20 protein-coding genes are annotated in these 16,451 nt (G+C 36.1%); 17 read left to right on the top strand and 3 right to left on the bottom strand.

Translation table 11 applies throughout. The features are described 5' to 3' along the window. The first annotated feature begins 4 nt into the window (after positions 1-4). The 4 genes from M947_RS17930 to M947_RS17945 are packed head-to-tail and all read left to right on the top strand — an operon-like array spanning position 5 to position 3,658. Positions 5-880: a hypothetical protein gene (locus tag M947_RS17930; RefSeq protein ID WP_021287479.1), complete on the top strand. Its 876-nt coding sequence runs from the start codon at positions 5-7 to the stop codon at positions 878-880. A gap of 58 nt (positions 881-938) precedes the next feature. Then, complete coding sequence (petA, locus tag M947_RS17935; RefSeq protein ID WP_021287480.1) at positions 939-1,469, top strand: ubiquinol-cytochrome c reductase iron-sulfur subunit; 531 nt, start codon at positions 939-941, stop codon at positions 1,467-1,469. Between the two features lie 16 nt (positions 1,470-1,485). Then, on the top strand, positions 1,486-2,703 hold the full coding sequence (locus M947_RS17940) for a cytochrome b (protein ID WP_021287481.1): 1,218 nt from the start codon (positions 1,486-1,488) through the stop codon (positions 2,701-2,703). 10 nt (positions 2,704-2,713) lie between these two features. Next, positions 2,714-3,658: a c-type cytochrome gene (locus M947_RS17945; protein WP_021287482.1), complete on the top strand. Its 945-nt coding sequence runs from the start codon at positions 2,714-2,716 to the stop codon at positions 3,656-3,658. Between the two features lie 148 nt (positions 3,659-3,806). Here the strand turns inward: M947_RS17945 and M947_RS17950 are convergent, their stop codons facing one another. Then, a complete protein-coding gene (locus M947_RS17950) occupies positions 3,807-4,232 on the bottom strand; it encodes a hypothetical protein (protein ID WP_021287483.1) in 426 nt (141 codons plus the stop codon). A 152-nt stretch (positions 4,233-4,384) separates the two neighbouring features. Then, positions 4,385-4,867: an RDD family protein gene (locus tag M947_RS17955; protein ID WP_021287484.1), complete on the bottom strand. Its 483-nt coding sequence runs from the start codon at positions 4,865-4,867 to the stop codon at positions 4,385-4,387. Positions 4,868-5,054: 187 nt separating this feature from the next. On the opposite strand from M947_RS17955, the gene M947_RS17960 reads away from it, so the two are divergent. From M947_RS17960 to M947_RS17985, 6 genes are all read left to right on the top strand, one after another. Beyond that, positions 5,055-6,326 carry an OprD family porin gene (locus M947_RS17960; RefSeq protein ID WP_021287485.1) on the top strand — a complete coding sequence of 424 codons (1,272 nt, stop codon included), beginning with the start codon at positions 5,055-5,057 and terminating at the stop codon, positions 6,324-6,326. 136 nt (positions 6,327-6,462) lie between these two features. Further along, positions 6,463-7,137 (top strand): hypothetical protein, encoded by a 675-nt coding sequence (locus M947_RS17965; RefSeq protein WP_021287486.1) that lies wholly within the window; start codon positions 6,463-6,465, stop codon positions 7,135-7,137. Positions 7,138-7,145: 8 nt separating this feature from the next. After that, positions 7,146-8,111: a GTP 3',8-cyclase MoaA gene (gene moaA / locus M947_RS17970; RefSeq protein WP_021287487.1), complete on the top strand. Its 966-nt coding sequence runs from the start codon at positions 7,146-7,148 to the stop codon at positions 8,109-8,111. Between the two features lie 328 nt (positions 8,112-8,439). Continuing rightward, the gene (locus M947_RS17975) at positions 8,440-9,201 is read left to right on the top strand and encodes a 7-carboxy-7-deazaguanine synthase QueE (RefSeq protein WP_021287490.1); all 762 of its coding nucleotides are present in this window, start codon (positions 8,440-8,442) and stop codon (positions 9,199-9,201) included. Between the two features lie 3 nt (positions 9,202-9,204). Then, entirely contained in the window at positions 9,205-9,786 is a 582-nt protein-coding gene (locus M947_RS17980; protein WP_021287491.1) for a 6-pyruvoyl trahydropterin synthase family protein, read from the top strand. Positions 9,787-9,886: 100 nt separating this feature from the next. Continuing rightward, on the top strand, positions 9,887-10,285 hold the full coding sequence (locus M947_RS17985; protein ID WP_021287493.1) for a PaaI family thioesterase: 399 nt from the start codon (positions 9,887-9,889) through the stop codon (positions 10,283-10,285). Between the two features lie 19 nt (positions 10,286-10,304). Here M947_RS17985 and M947_RS17990 read toward each other — a convergent pair whose 3' ends face one another. Further along, on the bottom strand, positions 10,305-11,516 hold the full coding sequence (locus tag M947_RS17990; RefSeq protein ID WP_021287494.1) for a molybdopterin molybdotransferase MoeA: 1,212 nt from the start codon (positions 11,514-11,516) through the stop codon (positions 10,305-10,307). A gap of 117 nt (positions 11,517-11,633) precedes the next feature. On the opposite strand from M947_RS17990, the gene M947_RS17995 reads away from it, so the two are divergent. From M947_RS17995 to M947_RS18025, 7 genes are all read left to right on the top strand, one after another. Then, positions 11,634-12,041, top strand: a complete 408-nt coding sequence (locus M947_RS17995) for a hypothetical protein (protein WP_021287495.1) — start codon at positions 11,634-11,636, stop codon at positions 12,039-12,041. Further along, complete coding sequence (locus M947_RS18000; RefSeq protein WP_245541255.1) at positions 12,032-12,709, top strand: 16S rRNA (uracil(1498)-N(3))-methyltransferase; 678 nt, start codon at positions 12,032-12,034, stop codon at positions 12,707-12,709. The genes M947_RS17995 and M947_RS18000 overlap by 10 nt, the downstream gene beginning before the upstream one ends. 246 nt (positions 12,710-12,955) lie before the next feature. Then, complete coding sequence (rpmE, locus tag M947_RS18005; protein ID WP_021287497.1) at positions 12,956-13,156, top strand: 50S ribosomal protein L31; 201 nt, start codon at positions 12,956-12,958, stop codon at positions 13,154-13,156. Positions 13,157-13,214: 58 nt separating this feature from the next. After that, entirely contained in the window at positions 13,215-14,030 is an 816-nt protein-coding gene (rsmI, locus tag M947_RS18010; RefSeq protein WP_021287498.1) for a 16S rRNA (cytidine(1402)-2'-O)-methyltransferase, read from the top strand. A 50-nt stretch (positions 14,031-14,080) separates the two neighbouring features. After that, on the top strand, positions 14,081-14,761 hold the full coding sequence (rlmB, locus tag M947_RS18015) for a 23S rRNA (guanosine(2251)-2'-O)-methyltransferase RlmB (RefSeq protein ID WP_021287499.1): 681 nt from the start codon (positions 14,081-14,083) through the stop codon (positions 14,759-14,761). Then, positions 14,758-15,573: a hypothetical protein gene (locus M947_RS18020; RefSeq protein WP_021287500.1), complete on the top strand. Its 816-nt coding sequence runs from the start codon at positions 14,758-14,760 to the stop codon at positions 15,571-15,573. The genes rlmB and M947_RS18020 overlap by 4 nt, the downstream gene beginning before the upstream one ends. Continuing rightward, positions 15,567-16,403: a hypothetical protein gene (locus M947_RS18025; protein WP_021287501.1), complete on the top strand. Its 837-nt coding sequence runs from the start codon at positions 15,567-15,569 to the stop codon at positions 16,401-16,403. The genes M947_RS18020 and M947_RS18025 overlap by 7 nt, the downstream gene beginning before the upstream one ends. The last annotated feature ends 48 nt before the right edge of the window (positions 16,404-16,451 follow it).

A 16,451-nucleotide genomic window follows, 5' to 3' on the forward strand; every position in this document is an offset into this window, starting at 1 on the left:
AAAAATGCTAAACCCTAAAACTTACTACTATGTTCATACAGGTCATCGTATTGGTTTGGATAGATTTAGAAGAGCTTGTACGATTATGCGACTTCTAAAAGATGTTGATATCACACTTTTGTGTTCTGACTATCGCATTGCACAGATTGCATCTGAATTTGGTGTAAAAAAGAGTGTAGGTGTTGATGTTGTAAGGAACATTCCTCAGATTGCAAATCATGGTGACAGACTTATCTTTGACTCCTCAGAAGCAAATCCTAATATGTTACAAGACATGCGAGCTTACTTCTCAAGATTTGTTCGTATTAGTGATGATGCTAATGACAAAAAAGAAGAAGATGAATTTTTAATATCTCCTTATTTAGAAGGAGAAGGTATTTTAAACACTTTAGTCATTGATGAGAAGTATTTTATAAATGAAGAAAAAATTATAGATATCTCATTTTTCTTTGGAGATGATGATTATGATAAACAGCTAGAAAAAAATCTCTCTTTACTTGATGGTGTAGATGTTGATTTACTTTTAGGCTTTTACTACTTTTTTGATTATGAGGATATGTTAAAAGAGAAGTTTGAGAGACATTATGAGTTTGAGGAGTATGATGATGTCATTAAAAAGTCAAAAATTCTTATCACTTCATCACATCAAGCAGTTTTAGAAAATCTTGCATCTGGGGGAAAACCCATCTTTGTTCAAAGAGAAGATTATCCCGAAGATTTTTTAGAAATTTTTAAGAAACTAAACATTCCTATCGTCCAAAACTACCAAAATAGTCAACTCTTGACAATATTAAAAGCTCGCAAAATACACGAGTATTACAAAGTGGAACATAATAATAAAAAATTGGTTGATTTTCTGAAAGTTAGCTTAAATTTATAAATAATTAAAACTAATTTAGTGTATAATCAGGGTTAAAATTCACACTAAAGTAGCAAATATGGAAAATAATAGCCGTAGAGGTTTTATGGGCAAAGCGTTTGGTGCTGTAGCAGCAGTTGGTGCTGTAGGTTCATTAGTCGCAATGAAGAAAACTTGGGACCCACTCCCAAGTGTAAAAGCAGCAGGATTTACAACTCTTGATATGACAACATACCAAGAGGGTGTTATGGTTACAGAAAAATGGAGGGGGAAACCTATCTTTGTTTTGAAAAAATCAGCAGAAGTTATGGAGAATGAAAAGGGAAATCCAGAAGCTGAAGCTAGAAATATCAAGATTGGCAATGATAACTTTATGGTTGCTATTGGTCTATGTACTCATCTTGGCTGTATTCCAGCATTTAGACCAGATGAAAATGATTTTTTATGTGCTTGTCATGGTGGGATGTTTGATGCATCTGGCTTAGTCAAAAAAGTACCACCTCCACGAGGTTTTGATATTCCTCCATTTAAAATTGATGGTACAAATTTGATTTTAGGTGAAGTAGGTCCTGAGTGGCAATCGATGAAAGATAATGGCGTTACGCTGTAAATTAGGGGGAAAATAAATGGCACATTTTACGAAGGCAACAAGTGTTAAAGATTGGTTAAACCAAAGATTAGCAATTGACAAGGTAGAAAAGGTGATGGCATCGGAGTATTGGATTCCGAAAAACATCAACTTTCTATGGGCGATGGGGATGGTTTTAGTAGTTACATTTGTACTACTATTGGTTTCAGGTATATTTTTGTTAATGTACTATGTACCAACTGTTGATGAAGCATTTTATAGTGTTAACTATACGATAATGAGAGAAGTTGATTTTGGGTGGTTATGGAGACATATTCATGGTGTAGCTGCATCTGTTGTCTTTTTAGTTATCTACATTCACATGTTTACGGGTATCTATTATGGTTCTTATAAAAAGGGCCGTGAGATGATTTGGATATCTGGCATGTTACTTTTTGTTACTTTTTCAGCAGAAGCATTTTCAGGCTATATGTTACCATGGGGACAAATGAGTTATTGGGCTGGTATGGTTATTACTAATCTATTTGCTGGTGGTTCACTTCATGCAGATGGTTTGGTTGAATGGATTCGTGGAGACTATGTTCCTGCTCAAGCATTCTTGGGTCGTTTCTTTATGTTGCATGTACTTCTTTTACCACTTGCTATTGTAGGACTTATAGGTCTTCACTTTGCGGCACTTCGTATCCCGCATGTAAACAATCAAGATGGCGAAGAGATAGATTTTGACGCTGAGTCTAAAAAATATCTTGATGGCGATAAAGCTGGAAGTAAAGTAATTAGATTTGCAAATGATTTTATGTCTAAAGATATAATGGTCGTAGGAATTTTCTTAATCTTTTTCTTCTATCTAGTATTTTGGAACTATAGCTTTGCACTTGATCCTGTAAACTTTGATCCAGCAGATGGACTAAAAACACCTGCACATATCTACCCAGAGTGGTATTTCTTGTGGTCTTATGAGATTCTTCGTCCATTTAATATTGACTTAGGTCTAATCCTATTTGGTTTTGCTCAAGTTATATTTGTTTTCTTACCGTTTCTAGATAGAAGTCCAAACACATGTCCTGCAAATCGTCGCGGAACTATGTTTAAAGTTTGGTTTTGGCTGATGCTCTCAAACATGATAATACTGACCGCTATGGGTAAACTACCTCCAGAGGGTGTGTTTAGTACTATCGGACTTGTTGCGGCTATAGTTTTTGTTGTACAGTGGCTAGCGCTTCCATTTATAACATCTAGGGAAAAAAAGGTATAAGGATAAAGATATGAAAAATAAAGAACCAATAATTTTAATAGTCGTCATCTTCTTTTCGCTTGTAACTTACTACCTAGTTGAGCCTTTTGCTCATGGTGTAATGCACAAGCATGTAGAGAGTGAAAATTTTGAGTACAAAGACTTACCAGCTCTTACTAAGAGTGGTAATGTTGCAAACGGACAAGAGTTGATAGTAAACGCAGGTTGTGTTGGCTGTCACTCTATAGAAAAAGCGGGCATGCCAGCTCCTATGGACCCAGTTATGGCAGCCCAAAGCTATGGTGTAAACCCACCAGACATAAGTGAAGCAGGTGCTATTTATGATGCTAGATTCTTAGCTGAACTTATCAAAAATCCTGCACATGCACTAAAAGTTGAGCATAAATTTGATGAGTCAAAAGGGCAGATGCATCCGATGGTTCCATTTTATGGAATGGGCGGAGATATAGATCAAGAGGTAGCCGATATGGTTGCTTACTTACAAGATTTAGCTGTTAGCCCATCTGAGGTTACACCTAAGATGGCATTTGAAAATGCTTGTGGTAGATGTCATGCAGTTGGTTATGAAAACTGGACTCAGATAGGAACTAAACCTGAATTTAAGCATGAAAAAGATGCTCTTGCATTTGATATAAAAGTTTTAGAGTATGAAGAGTCACTTACTAAGTATATGGGTAAATTACCTCCAGACTTAAGTATGTATACTCGCTCTCGTAGTGAAGATTTTTTAAGAACTTTTATAGAAAATCCTCAAAATCACTTAGCTGGAACTGCTATGCCTCGTGTTGGAGTAACTGCTGACGCTGCTGAGAAGGTTTTAGAGTATATGAAAGATTCAGGCGACACTAAGAGACACGAGAGAGAATCTATAGGTAAAAATGTAATGATATATCTTGTAATCTTTGCTTTCTTCGCATTTCTATGGAAAAAACAAGTTTGGAGAGACTTACATTAATATAAAAGCTTGACTCCTTTGGAGTCGGTGTTAATTGTGTATTTAATTCTTCTTAAGGCTAAGACATTTTGTCTTAGCCTTTTTTTTTGCTTTTTTTTCTCCCTCTCCCATGTTTTGACGTGGCAGAGAAGTCGTTTTTTAACTATTGTTATTTATATTCATCTCGTACTATGTTGTGACAGCGAAAGCAAGCATGCTCTATGTAAGTATAGGCTCTTTGAGCTTCTTCTCGACGAACTATGCCAGATTGATTATGCTTATTTTCAATAGCATTGAGAATTATCTCAACATTATGATTAATGATTTGTGCACTCATAACAGCCTCATTGGCTTTATGTTTTTTATCCGGAGGAAGCATAGCAGAGAAGTTGTCTCTATCTCCTAGAAGTGCTTGTGAGTGTTCTGCAAAGCGTTTTATTGAGACTTCGACGCCTTTTTGATCACTAGCAATAAAAGCTTTTTGAACTTCAGCAAGCTCTGCTCCAAGTTGCAACATATTTGATCTAAGATCGTATGCACTAAGCGGTGTATAGAGTAGAAATACCAAACTTCCTACGAGTGTTTTTTTTAACATAGCAAAACTCCTTTTTTTATTGTGATTTATTGTAGCATAATAATTTTTAGCTATGTATAAAGTATTTTCTCGCTCCCAAGTTATGGGAACGAGATTGTAGATTTGTACGTGTTCTAATGTCCGAACATGGGGACGAGATTGAGGAGAGGGTTTTACTTTTTTTCTACAACCACAAGTGTGTTGGCTAAAATATCGTGCAAAGCTTTTCTATCTTTTCTGTATAGCGGTAGAAAAAGTCCTAGAAGCGTTGCCGCCGTAAATAAAAAGGCGACAAATCTTAAAATGGCTCTGAAAAATCCGATATGCTCACCATTTTTACTATCTACTACTTCCATCTCATAAGCTTTTTTACCGGGGGTTTGTCCAAACTTGCTCAGAAGTATGGCGTAGATAAATCCATAGAGAGCTGTGCTTAAAAGCGGAGCTAGTTGTGATGCCTGAAAGTCATCTTTGCCGTCCATGATGACATAAGCACATATATATAGTATGGGAGCATATATCATAAACAGATCTGTTATAAAAGCTTTTATCCTGTTTGTGAAGGAAGCATAAAAATATTTAGGCTTTTGTGATGTTTTTTTTTGATGTTTTTTTAGGTTTCTGAATCTCATAGAGAGAATTATAGCAAAAATCATGAAACTTTAAACAAAAAAATTAGTTAAAAGTACCAAAAAATGGCTATTTCTGCTAAAAAGTAAACTAATAACTAATAAAACCTATGATTTAAACTTAATTTAAAAATTACCCTTGTACAATATGTAGTCTCAAAATGTATCACACCTCAAAAATGTGGTAACTTTTAAAAAAAACAGGAGAATTAGAATGAAAAAAACAATGGTTTCTTTAGCGGCAGCGTCGCTAATCGCAACAACTGCAATGGCAGCTGACAAGGGTATAGATATCGTAACAACTGGTCAAGCAGTTCTTTACTATGAAACAGGTACTAACAATGGAGATGGTACAGAAGATGTTTTTCATAAAGATAACTCACAAGCGAACGTTGGTCTTCAACTAAACCTAGATGCTGACCTTAAAAATAACTTCACTTTTGGTTCACAACTATCTTACTTAGGTACAGCTGGTTTAGAGAAAAATCTTGTTACTGCAGAAAAACAGCCAGGTATAAACAACACAGATACTAGAAATCAAGTAGCTCTAACTCAGATCTTTGTAGCTAAAAAAATTGCTAATACTACAGTTAAAATTGGTCGCCAAGAGCTTCCAAAATCACTTTCTCCTTTTGCTTATTCAGAGGGTTGGAGTGTATTTAAGAACACTTTTGATGCAATTTTGGCAGTAAACACTGATATCCCAGATACTACTTTAGTTGGTGCATATGTTTCAGGTGGAACTGGTATGGATTTAAGTTCAACTGGTGACTTAACTCCAGTTGCTAGCTATGCTGGTAAAGCTGCTGTTGATGGCACGGCTTATATGCTAACAGTACAAAATAAGTCTATCCCTATGACTACAGTAACTGCTTCATACTATGGTGTGTCACAGATAAAAGATTCTGCATATACAACAAACTTAGAAGGCGCAGATGCTCTATGGGCTGACGTAGCTATTGCTGGAAAAGATCTACCAATGGGACTTAAGCTTGGTCTTCAAGGTGGAACTATTATGACTGATAGCTCACTTTTAGAAGACACTACTGCATTTGGTGTTAAAGTTGGCATAGCTCCAGTAGAGGCTCTTACTCTATGTGCAGCATTTACAACAGTAGATGGTGATGACAGCAAGCCTGCTGTAGCTATCAAAAACTTTGGTACTGGTATCAAATCTCCACTATATACTCAAATGACATATAACCAAGATGCTATCTCTCTTGATGCAGATACTTTCTTGCTTAAAGCTGCTTATAATACAGGTGATTATGGTACAGTAATCGCACAAGGCACTATGACTTCAGCTGGTAAAGCTAACCTAATGGGTGCTGATAACGATTATAATGAATTTGACCTGATCTATAAAGTTAAAGCTGCTGGCGTTCAATATTTCGCTGGATATATCTATAGAGATTTTGATAAAAAGAATGCTATTAATATGGACACTGAACACAGAGTTCGTCTTTGGGGTCGTTACAACTTCTAATAAGCACATAGCTTAAAAGATAACAGCTCTAACAAAATTTTCCTACGCCTTTAAAGCGTAGGAATTCTTCAAAATCAATCCCCAATCAAAAACTTTATGATATAATCTCTTGACTTTAAACTAAGAGAGAAATCAAATGAAAATACTAAAAACACTCCTACTAACAGCCACTTTACTACTCTTTAGTGCATGTGGAAACAAAACAGCTTTTAAACTCCAAGAACCACTTGACAGTGCAGCTCTAGTCTATGTATATGCAAAGGTACATTTAGGCTCAAGTGATAGCGTAAATCGTGGTGAGTACTCACTTCGCATCAATAACAAACCAGTTATGCAAAGAATAAAAGACGGCGAATATATGGTTTTAAACTTAAAACCACAAGCTATGACACTCTCAGCTACAAAGAACCAGATACAAGAGGTAGTTCTTGACCTTGACTTAAAAGAGGGTGAGACTTACTACTTAAAGATAGTAGATAGCCAAGATGGGAGTGCATTTGACTTTGTAAAAGTAAAAAGTTCTGAGGCAAAAGCAGAGATAGCTTCAACTGGACTAGCAGGCTCATCAGAAGAGTCACCTGAGAACATTATAACAGAGTTTGTAAACCCTAAAAAGAGTGAGTCTATGGAGGTAAAAGCAGTAGCACCAGCTCCAGTATCTGCTCAAGCTCCAGCAACCTCAAAAACACACATGCAAACAGCACCGATGTCAAAAACAGATGAAATTATGAAAGCCTATGGACTAAAAGAAAAAGGCATCATAAACGAAGAAGAGTTTAAAACTCTAAAAACAAACATACTAAATAAGTAAGATATACAATGCTAATAGATAGTTATGATAGAGTTGTTGACTACTTAAGAGTCTCTGTGACAGAGAGATGTAACTTTAGATGTCAGTACTGTATGCCAGAGAAGCCTTTTTCGTGGGTACCAAAAGAGAACTTGCTTAGCTTTGAAGAGCTATTTTTATTTATGAAGATAGCTATAGATGAGGGTGTAAAAAAGATTCGCATAACAGGTGGAGAGCCACTTCTGCGAGAAGATTTAGATAAGTTTATAAAGATGATCTATGACTATGAGCCAAATATTGACCTAGCGATGACAACAAATGCCTTTTTGCTTAAAGGCACAGCACAAAGGTTAAAAGATGCAGGACTAAAGCGCATAAATGTTAGCATCGACACATTAAAGCCTAAAATTGCCCAAAAGATAGCTCAAAAAGATGTACTAAAAAATGTCCTTGAGGGAGTTGATGAAGCACTTCGAGTTGGACTAAAAGTAAAAGCCAACATGGTTCCGATGAAGAGCCTTAATGCCGATGAGATTATAGATGTGTTGAGGTATTGTAAAGAGCGTGACATTAGCGTTAGATTTATCGAGTATATGCAAAACTCTTTTGCATCTAAAGAGATAGAGGGGCTAAAATCAGCTGAACTTTTGGATATTTTAAGAGCTAAGTATGAGTTTAGCGATGATGGTTTTGATGGCTCCTCCCCATCTCACTACTACACTATGAGTGATGGTTATAGATTTGGCATTATAGAGCCTTATGAAGATGACTTTTGTAAGCAGTGCAATCGCATCAGGCTAACAGCAGAGGGGAATCTTATCCCATGTCTCTATTTTGATGAGGCTATGAGCATATCAAAAGCTATCAAAGCTGGAGATATAAAAGCTGCTGGGGAAGTTTTAAGAGAAGTTGTGAGAACTAAGCCAGAGAAAAATCGTTGGGGTGGAGATGAGGGCGAAATCTCATCAAGAGCTTTTTATGAGACTGGTGGGTGAGTCTCGTTCCCACGCAGAGCGTGGGAGTTAGAGAGGCTTTGAAGCCTGATGAGATTGCGGGTCAAGCCAACAATGACGGTTTTTTGGAGTGGCAATGACGGAAGTTGGGTTGATGAGATTGCGGGTCAAGCCAACAATGACGGTTTTTTGGAGTGGCAATGACGGAAGTTGGGTTGATGAGATTGCGGGTCAAGCCCGCAGTAACGGAAGTGCTAGCTCGCAATGACGTTACTTCGTCATCATGAATTCCCACAACCCGTCATCCTGAACTTGATTCAGGATCTCTTGAGGGTTTCAAAAATTACATAAGTTTTAAAATTGGAAATAGATGATATACCTCGTTGAACATTTTTATAGTATCCAAGGAGAAGGGCGTTATATTGGGACTCCATCACTCTTTTTTCGCTTTGGTGCTTGTAACTTAAAATGCGAGGGTTTTGCTTGTAGCGAAGTTGCTCCTGATGGCACTGTAGTTGTGGGTTGCGATACTGTTTATGCGGTAAACAAAGAACACTTCTCCTCACAATGGGGCAAGATAACAAAAGCCAGAGAACTTTTAAATATCCTAGAACTTTATGAGCTTCCAGAAAAAAGTGTGGACATAGTACTCACTGGTGGTGAGCCTCTTTTATATGCACAAGATGAAATTTTTGTTGAGTTTTTACAAGTTCTTCATCAAAGAGGTCATAGGATTTGTTTTGAGACAAATGCGACTATTGCGGTTAATTTTTTTAAATATGAGATTTATAAAGAGTGCATTTTTGCTCTCTCGGTGAAACTCTCAAACTCAAATGAGCCATATAAAAAAAGGGTAAGAGGCGAGGTTATAAACTCCATAGCAACTAACGCAAAAGATGCTTACTTTAAGTTTAGCGTAGATGCTGAGTCTATAAACTTAGGTTTAGAAGATGAGATATTTGATATAACTTCACATGCACCTAGTGCTGATGTTTTTTGTATGCCAGTAGGTGGAGATAAAAAAACCGTTGAGGCAAATACCCCGATGCTAGTAGAGTTTTGTAAAGCTAAAGGTTACAACTTCTCAGATAGACTTCATATAAGAATCTGGGATGCAAACAAGGGAGTCTAAGTTATGATTATAAGAAAAATGTTTAAGTTTGAAAATGCTCATATAGTAAGAGGGTGTTCAACACAAAAGTGTAGAAGTTCTTTGCATGGTCACTCTTACAAAGTAGAGCTTCTTTTTGAGTCAAACTTTTTAGATAATGCTCAGATGGTTTATGACTTTGGGCTTATGAAGCAAAATATGAAAGAGCTAATAGACGCTTTTGATCATGGAGTTAGTATCTGGAGTAGTGATAAAGTAGAGTATATAAAAGATATGAAAAAACACTCACAGAGATGGATAGAGCTTCCAGTTTCGCCCTCATGCGAGCAGTTTAGCCGTGTCTTTTTTGTGATGATAGATAGACTCTTGCAACTCACAAACACAGTAAACGGTGAGAGAGAAGTAAAACTCCATAGCGTTATAGTCCACGAGACTGCAACAGGTTATGCACAAGCTTTTAGTTATGATGCTTACTCAAAAGATATGGGTGTTATCGAGCTTGATAGTATTGTTTTTTCTCAGGCTGTGCTAGATGATTTTAGCGATAGAGAGCTGTGGGAGAGAGTAAAAAGGGGCGAAAGCTTTACAAATCCAACAACGGTTTAATGGGGTTGTCTTTTTTGGTTTGGTGTGATGTATATATATATGCATTCCCACGCTGGAGCGTGGGAACGAGAAAGAAAGAATTATCAGACGAAGGAGTAACATGAATAAGATAAGAGAATTTTTTGAAAAACAAGATAGATTTGCAAAACTTTTAGGCTTTCATATAGAGAGTATAGAAGAAGGAAGTGCTACAGTAAGTACTACTATAAAAGAAGAACACCTCAATGGGGCAGATGTAGTCCATGGTGGATTTTTATTTTCTTTAGCTGATTTTGCTTTTGCTATTGCTTCAAACTCAAAAAACAACCTCTCTTTGGGTATCAATGCAAATATAAACTTTCAAAAAGCAAAATCTTGCGGTAAACTCTTTGCCAAAGCAAAAGAACTAAGCGATGGCAAAAAAATCGCAACTTATGAAGTACGCATAAGCGATGAAGGAGATAACACTATTGCCACTTTTACAGGAACTGTATATAGAAAAGGGATCAGTGTTGTCTGATCTCTCTCTTGCTTGTTAATTATAGCAGGCTCTCTTGCTTATCTGTTGTAAAGCTAAATCTTAGAGGTATAACTTTTACTTTTTCATCTTTTTTTAACACTTCAATTCCTGCGTCTATCATGATATAAGAGTTTGAGTTAGCAAGGGGTGAGACCATGCCCGGAGCAAATTTTTTGCAAGGCTCAAAACTACTTCCATTAAATGTTCCAGGCACTAAAGAGATGCGACCTTTTTTTAGTCTGTACTCACTCTGCATCTTTGCATCTATACCTTTTAGGTATTTTTCACGTGCTCCGCTTAGTGCCAAGATGATGCTTCCTCCAAAGAGTTCAAAATTTAGTGTGGCAGCTAGTGGATTTCCTGGTAAGTTTAAGATAAATGTATTGCCTATCTTACCAAATGCTGTTGGTTTTCCTGGCTTTATCTCTACCTTGTCAAAAAAAGTCTCCATGCCAAAGAAGCTAAAGGCCTCTTTTGTAAAATCTGCATCTCCTACACTAGCTCCACCTGAAGTTACAATAAGATCGGAATTGAGGGCACTTTTTATATGCTCTTTTAGATCGTCTAAGGTATCCTCTGCCGTACCGATAAACTCAACTTCGCAGCCTAGTTCTTTCGCACGAGCTAAAAGAGTAGGTGTGTTTGTGTTGTAGAGCTGATGAGACTCTACTTGTTCAAAGTGCATCTTAAGTTCATTTCCTGATGCAAAGAGGGCAAGGCGTGGTTTTTTGTGAACTTTTATATGGCTTATACCTTGAGATGCTAAGAGTGTTATCTGATGGGCTTGAAGCCTCTGCCCCTTTTGTAAAAGTAAATTTTCTTTTTTGATATCTTCTCCGCAAAGCCTGATATGTTTGCCCTTTGAGAGGTTTTGTGGAAGTATAACTCCATCTTGACACTCTTTTGTGTCTTCTTTAGGAACTATGCACTCACAACCCTCAGGAATCCTAGCTCCTGTCATAATTTTTATAGCATAACCTGATGTTAAAACCTCACTAGAGTCATCACCAGCAAAGATAGTATGCTCTACTTTAACACATTTTCCTGCATCTAAAATTTTTACCGCGTAACCATCCATCGCCGAGTTATTGTATGGTGGAAGGTTGTGAGTTGCGTAAATATCTTCTGCTAAGATGAAGTCGAGTGCCTGCTCTAGGGGTAAAATTTTAAGTGCTTTTGTTTTTGTATTTTTATAGATAAAATCCAATGCTTGAAGTATAGTAACGCTCATAAATGCCTCTTTTTAAATGGTTTAAAATGTTTTAGTATTGTAGCATAGTATGGACTTTCAAACTTCTAATATGTAAACTCATAGCTATTTACGTAGAATTTATAGTAGAATTGCACCATGAATGAAATGTATGAGATGAGTATAGTTATACATAACTATAGTGTTTATGGGATTTTAGCGGTGATTTTGTTTAACTTTTTGATGCTTGTGCGAGCTGATAATACAAGAGCTTATATGAGATTTGTGACCCTTTTTATGCCTATAGGAATGACAGTTATTGGTGCGGTTATCTTTACTGGTGTGGTTATGATGGCTGCTAAACATCTTGATTTTAGTGTAGAAAATATTTTGATGATACTATTTGCCATTGTGCTGATAGTTTTAGAAAATAAAAGATCAAAAAAGCTACAAAGGCTAAATAAAGAGCACCCAGATGCGTTGGAGGGTCATAAACAAGAGGCATATAAAATTTTTGCTATAGAGATATTTGTAGTTCTTAGCATCTCTGTTTGGATGTGGTTTTGAAGTTTGTACTTTGTGATGAGGCGTCAAAAGATATTATTACTATAAAAGGAGAGCTTTATAAGTATCTTATAAAAGTTCGTAGACATAAGCTTGATGATGAGGTAGACTTAAGAGCAAAAGATAACCTTTCTATGCTTTATAAGTATAAAATCTCAAGTCTAGATGCCAAGAGTTTAGAGCTTACTTTAGTCTCATCCCAGATGCTTGAAGTTAAAAGCAAAAACTATCTTCATGTGGCATGGTGTGTTATAGATGTAAAATCAATAGAAAAAGTACTTCCCATGTTAAATGAGCTTGGGGTTAGCAGAGTCTCGTTTGTTTATTGTGATAGAAGTCAGAGAAATATCAAACTTGATTTTGTAAGGTTTGAGAGGATCTTGATAGCTTCTATGCAACAGTGTGGGAGAAGCGATATGATGGAGCTTGATGAGTATAAAAATATTAAAGAGTTTTTGCATGAATTTAGCGATGTGGTAGTTTTTGACTTTTGCAAAAATCCCCTAGCATTTGATGCAGATTTTAAGAGAGTGCTTATTGGCTGTGAAGGTGGATTTTCTCAAAATGAGAGAGAGATGCTGCTATCTCAAAAGAGTTTTATGCTAGATACTCCAATGGTACTTCGTTCCGAAAGTGCAGTAGTTGCTATCTCTTCTAAAATGCTGTTGTAAAGATCTTTTTTGAAAGATGTGATAGGTTTTAAAGTAGCACAGGGCAGGGCTCTCTGACTCCTACGCTCTGCGTGGGAACTAGTTTGGGAGGTGTGACAAGATTGGAGCTCCGAACTTGTTCTGGGCTCCGGGCAAAAACTAAATTAAGATAAGTTTGGGTATAATTGCAACTCTAAAAATCCGCCCCCATACGGATTTAAAAAATATATAGATATTCGCACATTAACGAGTATCAAAAGGCAAAACATGAAAAAAGATCTTCACCCTAAACTAGTAACATGTACAGTAACTTGTGCTTGTGGAAACAGCTTTGAGACTAAAAGCGTAGATAGTGAGCTTCGTATAGACATTTGTAATGAGTGTCATCCATTTTTTACAGGCTCTGAGAGAATGGTAGATACAGCTGGAAGAATTGAGAAGTTTAAAAAGCGCTACGCAAAAAACTAGAAACTTCAATGTTTTTTCTCGCTAAAGGCGTAACTACAAATTTGAGTGAGATTTAACAGTGCTTAGTCTTGTTCCAACTCCCATTGGAAACATAAGCGACATCTCTCTTAGAGCCATTGAGGCACTAAGAGAAGCTGATATCCTACTTTGTGAAGATACAAGAGTCACAAAAAAGCTTATCCATATACTAAAAGAGCGTTACAACACTTCTTTTAAAGAAGACCAACGCTTCATCTCACTTCACTCACACAATGAAAAAAGCTTTATAGAAAAACTAGATATCTCTTTTTTTGACAAAGAAGTAGTCTATGTTAGTGATGCTGGAATGCCTGGCATCAGTGACCCTGGTCAAGCTCTTGTAAAATATGCACAAGAAAACGGCATTGAGTATGATGTTTTGCCGGGTGCAAGTGCCTTGCTTACTGCTTTTGTGGCAAGTGGCTTTGTAGAGACAAGGCTACTATTTTGGGGATTTTTACCTCATAAGGGAAGTGATAGAGTGGCCTCGCTTAATGCTGCTCTATTTAGTGGTTTTACAACCGTTCTTTATGAGTCACCACACAGGCTTAAAAAACTTCTCTTAGAAGTGGCAAAAGAGCAACCTAAAAGAGAACTATTTTTAGCTAAAGAGATAAGCAAAAAATATCAAACATATTTTAGTGGAACTGCTTTAGAATTATTAGATGAGATAAATGACAATTTTCGGGGCGAATGGGTGGTTGTGATAAGCCAGAGCGAGAGACAAAATTATAGTGCTATTAGTGAAAATGACATTTTAGAACTAGATTTACCAAAAAAAGTACAAGCAAAACTCATCTGCAAAATAACACAAGAAAACACTAAATCTTGTTATGAAAGACTACTTAAGCTATAAATATATAACAAAATGACTGCATTATCACTTTTTTTTGCTAGAATGTCCATATGTTAATTTATGCCAAACAACCAATCCAATATCTTATACAGAATTATCCAAACAAGATAAAGACTCTCTACCTGGCAAAAGAAGTAGATAAAAAAGAGTATGCTCGCTTGATGAAGATGAACTTTGAAGTAAAACGCATTCCATCAGATGCAGCTGGAGCGATGTGTAAAAATGCAAATCATCAAGGTATCTTAGCTGAGATCGATGAGTATGAACTGCACCATTTTAAATCTTTTTTAGATAAAGAGTTTGTCTTAGTCTTATCTGGACTGACTGATGTCGGAAATATTGGAGCCATTGTAAGAACTGCTTATGCAATGGGAGTCCAAGGTATAGTGGCATGTGGAGTTAAAAATCTTAACCTCGCGCCAATAGTAAGAACAAGTACTGGCGCTCTGTTTGATATGCCCTTCGCGCTAGAACACAATATCTTTGATGTAATAAATGACTTAAAAACATCTGGGTTTTGTTTATATGGTGCTGATATGGGCGGAGTTGACATAAGAGATGTCAAGTTAAAGCAAAAAAGAGTTTTAGTCCTTGGTAACGAGGGAGAGGGTTTAAGCAAAAGAATAGTATCAAAGTTAGATGAGGTTGTAAGTATAAAAATGTCGCATAAATTTGACTCTTTAAATGTTAGTGTGGCAGGAGCTATTTTGATGGATAGGATGAGAATATGAGTGATGGGCTTAAGAGATTAAGAGAGATAGGTGCACAAAAAATACATGAACAAACACATATAGCAAGACATCATGTTCAAGCTCTTTTGCATGAAGCTTTTGAGGATATGACAAAGATTCAAATGCAAGGTTTTATATCTATCTTACAAAGAGAGTATGATGTAGATTTGAGTGAGTTTAAAGCTAAGGTTGATGAGTATTATTTTCTTAATGCTCCAGAAGAAGATGATAGTGAGACTAGATTTTTTGTCTCCCCTACAAGAAAGAAAAAGTACACCTTTGTTTATGTTTTAATAGCTATAGCGATATTTGCAGTAGCTATATTTTTTACCCTAGATAAAATAGCCCAGAGTAGTGAGAAAACTGATAACCACAGCATTGATAATAGTGCTATTAAAAATGCTCAACAAAGTATGCTTAAAAGTGATAAGTTAGAAACCCTAAGCGAAGAAGAGATAGAAGATGAAAATGCAACAATAACAGAGATAGAGGAAGAAGAAAAGATAGCAGAGGCTGAGGTTACCGAAGTTATAAAATCTTTTAAAATTTTACCAAAAGTTGAGTTATGGATAGGATATATTGACCTTTCAAACCATAAAAAGTATCAAAAATTATTTAAAGGTGAGTTAGAGTTAAATCCAAATAAAGATTGGTTACTCTCCCTTGGTCACGGAAATGTAAATATAGAGATAGACGGAGTTGTAAAAGAGTTTAATGATAGATCAAATCTTAGACTTTTATATAAAGATTCTAAGCTCTCAAAGATAAGTTTTACAGAGTTTAAAGAGCTAAATAGAGGACAAAAATGGTAAAAGTATTTTTTGCTCTTTTACTTTTTAGCTCACTCTTTTTTGCAGATGCCCTGCAAGATAGTGAGCTTTTAGCACAAAAGATAAAAACTCTCATAAATCCTAATACATACGAGCAAAATAGAGCATATATAGATATACTTTTTTCTCCAAAATCTGATTATTTTGTAAACAATAGAGTTGATGCTGTAAAAGTTATACAGACCCTAAAGGAGAGTGGACTTTTAAATCTCTTTTTTAAGAAACCAAGTGAGCTTACCTTACGATTTAAAACTAGTGGTTCACCTCTGTTTTTTGTTAAAATCATGGGTGATACCCTTAGAAATATTGGCTACTACAGATATGTAACACAAGAATCAAACCTAAATAATTCAGAATTTACTTGGACTATAAACTTAACATCAGAGTATGCAACAGACCCGCTTATTTTGCAACAAGAGCTTAACAAAAGTAGCTCCTCTATAGTTGATATCAAAAGAAATTCAGCTACTGACTGGACTTATGTTGTAGATATGAGGGATGGAAGGCTAAATGTTGAATCACTACAAGAGGGAGTAGAACTGAGTTTAAGGCGATCACTGTACTCTAAGTGGATAGATGTCTCACAAATCAAGCAACTAAAAATCTTATCATCAAGAAGAAATAGTTGGTACCCTTACATTGCTCACTATGATGCTTCTTTGCATCTGCTAAAGGTTGAAAAACACGATAGCAAAAAAAGAAATCTCACGCTTGAGCTTAGCGATAATACTCACTACATAAAGATTTCAGACATCTACTCTCTAAAAAATATAAGAGATGATTTGACTTTAAAGCCTATAGGTGCAAGATAGATAAAGATTGTTAGCAAAGTAGAGATAATTTTGCTAGAATTACGATAA

This window comes from Sulfurimonas hongkongensis, assembly GCF_000445475.1.
GTDB classification, from domain to species: domain Bacteria; phylum Campylobacterota; class Campylobacteria; order Campylobacterales; family Sulfurimonadaceae; genus Sulfurimonas; species Sulfurimonas hongkongensis.

Excerpts from the sequence above, each read along its gene's own strand:
- M947_RS17975 (WP_021287490.1), top strand. The coding sequence starts at position 8,440 with ATGATATACCTCGTTGAACATTTTTATAGTATCCAAGGAGAAGGGCGT.
- M947_RS17960 (WP_021287485.1), top strand. The coding sequence starts at position 5,055 with ATGAAAAAAACAATGGTTTCTTTAGCGGCAGCGTCGCTAATCGCAACA.
- M947_RS17965 (WP_021287486.1), top strand. The coding sequence starts at position 6,463 with ATGAAAATACTAAAAACACTCCTACTAACAGCCACTTTACTACTCTTT.
- M947_RS18025 (WP_021287501.1), top strand. The coding sequence starts at position 15,567 with ATGGTAAAAGTATTTTTTGCTCTTTTACTTTTTAGCTCACTCTTTTTT.
- M947_RS17985 (WP_021287493.1), top strand. The coding sequence starts at position 9,887 with ATGAATAAGATAAGAGAATTTTTTGAAAAACAAGATAGATTTGCAAAA.
- moaA (WP_021287487.1), top strand. The coding sequence starts at position 7,146 with ATGCTAATAGATAGTTATGATAGAGTTGTTGACTACTTAAGAGTCTCT.
- M947_RS17930 (WP_021287479.1), top strand. The coding sequence starts at position 5 with ATGCTAAACCCTAAAACTTACTACTATGTTCATACAGGTCATCGTATT.
- rlmB (WP_021287499.1), top strand. The coding sequence starts at position 14,081 with ATGTTAATTTATGCCAAACAACCAATCCAATATCTTATACAGAATTAT.
- petA (WP_021287480.1), top strand. The coding sequence starts at position 939 with ATGGAAAATAATAGCCGTAGAGGTTTTATGGGCAAAGCGTTTGGTGCT.
- M947_RS17990 (WP_021287494.1), bottom strand. The coding sequence starts at position 11,516 with ATGAGCGTTACTATACTTCAAGCATTGGATTTTATCTATAAAAATACA.
- M947_RS17980 (WP_021287491.1), top strand. The coding sequence starts at position 9,205 with ATGATTATAAGAAAAATGTTTAAGTTTGAAAATGCTCATATAGTAAGA.
- M947_RS17950 (WP_021287483.1), bottom strand. The coding sequence starts at position 4,232 with ATGTTAAAAAAAACACTCGTAGGAAGTTTGGTATTTCTACTCTATACA.
- M947_RS17945 (WP_021287482.1), top strand. The coding sequence starts at position 2,714 with ATGAAAAATAAAGAACCAATAATTTTAATAGTCGTCATCTTCTTTTCG.
- M947_RS17995 (WP_021287495.1), top strand. The coding sequence starts at position 11,634 with ATGAATGAAATGTATGAGATGAGTATAGTTATACATAACTATAGTGTT.
- rpmE (WP_021287497.1), top strand. The coding sequence starts at position 12,956 with ATGAAAAAAGATCTTCACCCTAAACTAGTAACATGTACAGTAACTTGT.
- M947_RS17940 (WP_021287481.1), top strand. The coding sequence starts at position 1,486 with ATGGCACATTTTACGAAGGCAACAAGTGTTAAAGATTGGTTAAACCAA.
- M947_RS17955 (WP_021287484.1), bottom strand. The coding sequence starts at position 4,867 with ATGATTTTTGCTATAATTCTCTCTATGAGATTCAGAAACCTAAAAAAA.
- M947_RS18020 (WP_021287500.1), top strand. The coding sequence starts at position 14,758 with ATGAGTGATGGGCTTAAGAGATTAAGAGAGATAGGTGCACAAAAAATA.